This window comes from Guyparkeria sp. SCN-R1, from assembly GCF_003932495.1.
Lineage (GTDB): Bacteria > Pseudomonadota > Gammaproteobacteria > Halothiobacillales > Halothiobacillaceae > Guyparkeria.
Map to the genome: position 1 here is coordinate 1 of NZ_QZMT01000034.1, position 5,736 is coordinate 5,736.

A 5,736-nucleotide genomic window follows, 5' to 3' on the forward strand; every position below is an offset into this window, starting at 1 on the left:
CCGGTCTGTCTCACTCTCATGCAAAGGTAAGATCAACCATTTAATCCGCTTACCCCAAATGTTTATCGAGCGGCTCGACTCGGCCACGACGGTCGAGATCGACAGCCTGGAGACGCGGATTGTTGGTTGTCCGCTTTCATCCGAACGTTTCCACGATGACTTCGGCAGGGTCGATGAGGCGATCCGGGGTTATGGGCAACTCGTCGGGCAGGCCAAGGCAAGTGACCAGACCTCGCCGGAGCAGGACGAGGCGGCGGTGTTGCTTGCCCAGCTCGACGACTGTCATCAACGGATCGAACGCCACGCGCAGTTGGCCAATCGACGCGAGCAGGCGCTGGTCGAGGCGCGCGAGACCGTGGACGAGCTGCGCTCAGGCGCCCAGCAGCTGCTCAAGCAACTGCAAGAGACACAAAGGGAAGTCGTCAGGCACGCCTACCTGGCTAACCACCAGGAGGCCAGCGCGGTCGAGATGAGGCGCGAACTGGGCGAATACCGCGCCATGGCGGGGGAATTGCTGGTGGCACTGCATCGGTCTCACGAAGAAACCGAACACCTTGCCAGCAAGTTCAACGATCAAGGCTGGAGTCAGATCGGGAAACGGCTTGCGGGCGCGAGCAAGGTCCTCGAGTACGACTCCGTGCGCCTTGTCGGGGTAAAGAACAACCCGGATTACGAACATATCGTGGTGATGCTGGAAAACGTTCGCTGGGGGGGACAGAAGTTGAAACGGTGGGGGTTTCGGTTGTCGAGCGCGAATCTCGGCCCATGCCGTTTCGGCGAACGTCCGAAGCTGGAAATTCCCGCCCAACCACACCAGTGGCTTCAAGGCTGGTTTCCCGAATCACGGGATACCCATGGGGGCAAATGGGAGCTTCGCTTCGAGGCGCCCAACACGTTGGACATGGCGGTACTAAAGCGCCTGCCACGATCGGATCGGACACGCGTGGGAGAGCTGCTCGAACGGCTCCCCGCGATGCTCCACGAAATTTTCGACATGGGTGGCAGCAACCATTCGCGGGCGGATTGGGTGCGCCTCGCCGAGACCATGCGCGATATCCACCGCGATCGCGTGAGCGACAAGGGCGGCCGCGTCACCAACAAGGTCGCTGATGCCGGTATCCGCTTCAAGAACTTTCGTTTTATCAAGACTTAAGCAGAGGAAACACAAAGGCAAATGGCTATCGATATCGAGTCATTACGCAGACGACATTGCCAGGAGCTGGTGGGCCACGCCTTCCGGTTGTTGGCAGACCCGTCCGATAGAGAGAAAGCCCAGCTGGACCAATGGGTGGATTTTCTTCTGCAGGAGGGAGATGTCCACCAGCTGATCCAGCGTTTGAAGGCCCGCGGTGAAAAGGCCGCCGCTGAGAAAGCTGCTGCTGAGAAAGCTGCTGCTGAACAGACCGTCAGTGAAGTTGAGGCACCGGCCGAGGCAACGACGCCGGCCGAGTCTCCAGCTCCAGCTGAGGCCGAGTCAGCAGCTCCGGCCGAGGCTCCAGCCCCAGCTCCGGCCGAGTCAGTCGCTCCGGCTGAGGCTAAGGAAGAAGGTGGGGAGTACGCCGGCATGGCGGAAATCGTCGAGGCGCCACGCGAGTTCCAGGCCGGCATGCCGGAGACCATCTTGGTAGCGATTGAGAACAATTCATCCTTTACCTGGGAGACCTCGGAAGAGCGGCCCATCAACGCCTCATATCATTGGCTGAATTCCGCGGGGGAGATGGCGTGTTTCGATGGCATTCGCACGCCGTTGGAGGGTCCGATTGCTCCCGGGGAACGCGTCGAGATCGATGTGCGTGTCGAGCCGCCGTCGGAGCCTGGCGATTACGAGCTGGTTCTGACGATGGTCCACGAAGGGGTGACCTGGTTCGAGGAACAGGGGTTCACGACTTGCGGGCGCAAGATCCAGGTTGACGAGTACAGCGGCTACGGGCTGTCTCGTCAGGCCCGGGATATCTTTCTGTCGCTTAACCGCCGGTCCCAGGTAATGGAGGTGGCTGCCTAATGCGCATCGTCATCGACATGCAGGGTGCGCAGACGGAAAGTCGTTTCCGTGGCATCGGGCGTTACACCCTTTCACTTACCGAGGCGATTGTCAGAAACCGTGGGGATCACGAGGTGATCCTGGCGCTGAGTGGCCTGTTTCCCGAGACCATTGAAGGTATTCGGGCGGCCTTTCAGGATCTGCTTCCACAAGAAAATATTCGGGTTTGGCAAGCGCCTGGCCCGGTTTCCGACAATACCCCGGACAATACCCCTCGCCGACTGGTGGCCGAGCTGGAACGCGAGGCGTTTCTGGCCAGTCTGCAGCCGGATGTCATCCATGTTCATAGCCTGTTCGAGGGCTTTGGGGATGATGCCGTGGTCAGCATTGGGCGCTACGACCGGAAAACACCGGTCAGTGTGACGTTGCATGACCTGATACCGCTGATCTACCCGGAGCAGTATCTGGAGCCCAATGAGGTATTTGCCAGCTACTACTACAACAAGCTAGAGCACCTCAAGCGCGCCTCGCTGTTCCTGTCCATTTCCGAGTCGTCCAGCCGGGAGGTCGTTGATCACCTGGGCGTGGAATCCTGGCGGGTTTTCAATACCTCCGAGGCCGCGGAAGATCGATTCTGCGAGGTGGATATCGCGCCGGCCGAAGCGAAGGCGATCAAGGCGAAGTTTGGCTTGAAACGACCGTTTGTCCTGTATACCGGCGGGGCGGACCAACGCAAGAACCTGCCGCGCCTGATCCGTGCCTATGCAGCGCTACCCGACAAGATGCGCGCTTCCCATCAATTGCTGTTTGCCGGGAAGATGCCCGAGGGCGAGATCGCGGACCTGCGGCGGGTTGCCGAGGAAGAGGGCCTGGACAGTGACGAGTTGTGCTTCACTGGATTCGTCGCGGACGACGAACTGGTTCAGCTCTACAACCTCTGCAAGCTGTACGTCTTTCCCACTTGGCACGAAGGGTTCGGCCTGCCGGCACTGGAGGCCATGCAATGTGGCGCGCCCGTGGTGGGGGCCAATACGTCCAGCCTCCCCGAGGTGATCGGCCTGGCCGAGGCGCTGTTCGATCCCTCGGACGTCAGCGACATGTCGGCCAAGATCGAGCAGGCGCTGAAAAACGAAAAGTTCAGGCAACGTCTCATCGCCCATGGCAGACAGCAGGCGAAGAAATTCTCCTGGGAGACGTCGGCCAAACGTGCCATCGCCGCCTGGGAATCCCTTCATGCCGGTCGCCACAAGCGCGATGCCACGGGCGACGGCGTGTCCACGCATCCGGTGGTTGCCGACGAGGCGCTCGAGCGCGCGATCGTTGAACAGCTGGAGCAGCCCAACAAGTTCGTGCTGAGCGAAATCGCCAGCAGTCTGGCCCTCAACCAGCAGGCCGGCTTTACCCGTCAGCTGCTTCTGGATGTTTCCGAAATCCGCAATAGCGATGCCGCGACGGGTGTGCAGCGCGTGGTGCGCAGTTATCTGCAGGGCCTGTTGAAGAACCCGCCGGACGGCTATCAGGTGGTGCCGGTCTACGCAACGCGGGACGATGGCTATCGTTATGCCTGGCAAATGGCACGCGAATATGGGGCGGTGTTGTCGGATGGGTTGGGCCGGCAGGCGCTCGAGGATCGGGTGCCCATTCGCTGGCAGCGCGGCGACGTCTTTTTTGCACTGGACATGCAGCATCACGTCCAGCTGGCCCATCAATCGTTCTACCGTCAGCTGCAGGCCGATGGTGTAACGGTCAAGTTCCTGGTTCACGATCTGCTGCCCATTCAGCTGGCGGACCTGTTCAAGGATGACGATGCCAAAGAGCTGCACGAGCAGTGGCTCACCATGGTGGCGGGCACCAACGGGGCGGTCTGCGTCTCCAAGGCGACAGCGGATGCCTTCGATCAATGGATCGACGAGAACGGGATCTACCGCACCCCCGGTTTCCATATGACCTGGGTGCATAACGGTGGCGATCTGGATGGCTCCAAGCCTTCGACTGGCGTGCCGAAAGACGCGGAAAAGGTCCTGGCAAAGATTCGCCAGCGGCCGACCTTCCTGAGCGTATCGACGATCGAGCCACGCAAGGGGCAGGATCAGCTATTCGATGCCGTTCAGACGCTGTGGAACCGGGGCCACGACATCAACCTGGTGCTGGTCGGCAAGCAGGGCTGGAAGGTGGATGAATTGGCCAAGGCCCTGCGCAAGCATCCCCAGAAAGGCAAGCGGCTGTTCTGGCTGGAGGGCATCAGCGACGAATACCTGGAGAAGGTCTATCAGGCCAGCAGCGCGCTGGTGGCCGCGAGCATCAACGAAGGCTTCGGTCTGTCGCTGATTGAAGCGGCGCGTTACGGCGTGCCGATCATCGCGCGTGACATCCCGGTGTTCCGTGAGGTGGCCGGATCAAGCGCCTTCTACTTCAAGGGCAGGACCGGTGTGACGCTGGCCGACGAGCTGGCCGACTGGTTGCTGATGAAGGAGGAGCAGCCTCAATCGACCGGGCTTGAGTGGCAGACCTGGGCGCAGAGCACCGAGCAGCTCAAGCGCGAGTTGGTGGAGAAACATCACCCCAAACACCAGCTGCTGGTCGATATCTCGGAACTCGTGTTGCGTGACGCGCGCAGCGGCATCCAGCGAGTGGTGCGCAGCATTCTCAGGGAGTGGCTCAGTGAGCCGCCGGAGGGGTACCGGGTCGAGCCGGTCTATGCCTCCGTGGAGGAAGGCTATCGCTATGCCAGACGCTTCACCCGGGACTTCATGGGGTTGCCGGCCGGGGACCTGGAAGACGAGGTCATCGACTACGCGCCCGGCGATGTGTTCTTCGGGCTGGACATGCAGCCTCAGGTGCAGATCGCCCAACAGCCGTTTTACCAGAAGCTGCGTGCTCATGGCGTGACCGTGAAATTCCTCCTCCACGACCTGCTTCCCATAGCGATGCCCGAGTTCTTCCCGCCCGGCAACGAGGAGGGATTCACCCAGTGGCTCAGATCGATTACGGCCACCGATGGAGTGATTTGCGTGTCGAGCACGGTCGCCAACGAGCTGCGTGACTGGGTGGACGAGCAAGGCCCCCGCCGGGAACGACCGTTGCAGATCGGCTGGTCGCACAACGGCGCGGATATCCACAGCTCGGCACCCAGTCGCGGCATCCCGGAGGAGGCCCCGAAGGTCCTGGCGTCGTTGGACGCGAGGCCAAGCTTCCTGATGGTGGGCACCCTGGAGCCCCGCAAGGGCTACGCGGACACCCTCGACGTGTTCGATTCGCTCTGGGAGCAAGGGCTGGACGCCAACCTGGTGATCGTCGGCAAGATGGGGTGGAAGGTCGAAGCGCTCGCCGAGCGCATCCAGTCTCATCCCGAGTACAACCAGCGTCTGTACTGGCTGGCTGGTATTAGCGATGAGTATCTGGAGAAGGTTTACACCACCTGCACCTGCTTGATTGCCGCCTCCTACGGTGAAGGCTTTGGCCTGCCGCTCATCGAGGCGGCCCAGAAGGGGTTGCCGATCATCGCGCGGGATATCCCCGTTTTCCGCGAAGTGGCCGGGGAACACGCGACCTACCTTCCGCGGGATATGAATGTGAAATCGGCGGGCAAGGTGTTCCGCCAATGGCTTGACAGTTATCAAAATGGGACCGTGATTACGTCGGGCGCTATGCCGTGGCTGACATGGCAAGAAAGTGCTGATGTGACGATAGAGGAAGTGTTGGGTAAGCGGATTAAATGGTTGATCTTACCTTTGCATGAGAGTGAGACAGACCGG

Annotated in this window: 3 protein-coding genes; all 3 read left to right on the forward strand. The window is 60.8% G+C overall.

The genetic code is table 11. The annotated features are described in order from the left end of the window. Positions 1 to 1,153, forward strand: a 1,153-nt coding sequence (locus tag D5687_RS11315) for a hypothetical protein (protein WP_158611872.1), incomplete at its 5' end; no start/stop codon positions are given. Positions 1,154 to 1,174: 21 nt separating this feature from the next. Beyond that, positions 1,175 to 2,002 carry a hypothetical protein gene (locus tag D5687_RS11320; protein ID WP_158611873.1) on the forward strand — a complete coding sequence of 276 codons (828 nt, stop codon included), beginning with the start codon at positions 1,175 to 1,177 and terminating at the stop codon, positions 2,000 to 2,002. Then, positions 2,002 to 5,736: glycosyltransferase family 1 protein (locus tag D5687_RS10915; protein WP_204742194.1), on the forward strand; the 3,735-nt coding region annotated here is incomplete at its 3' end. The genes D5687_RS11320 and D5687_RS10915, both read left to right, overlap by 1 nt.

Coding starts and splice junctions, on each gene's coding strand:
- D5687_RS11320 (WP_158611873.1), top strand. CDS start 1,175: ATGGCTATCGATATCGAGTCATTACGCAGACGACATTGCCAGGAGCTG.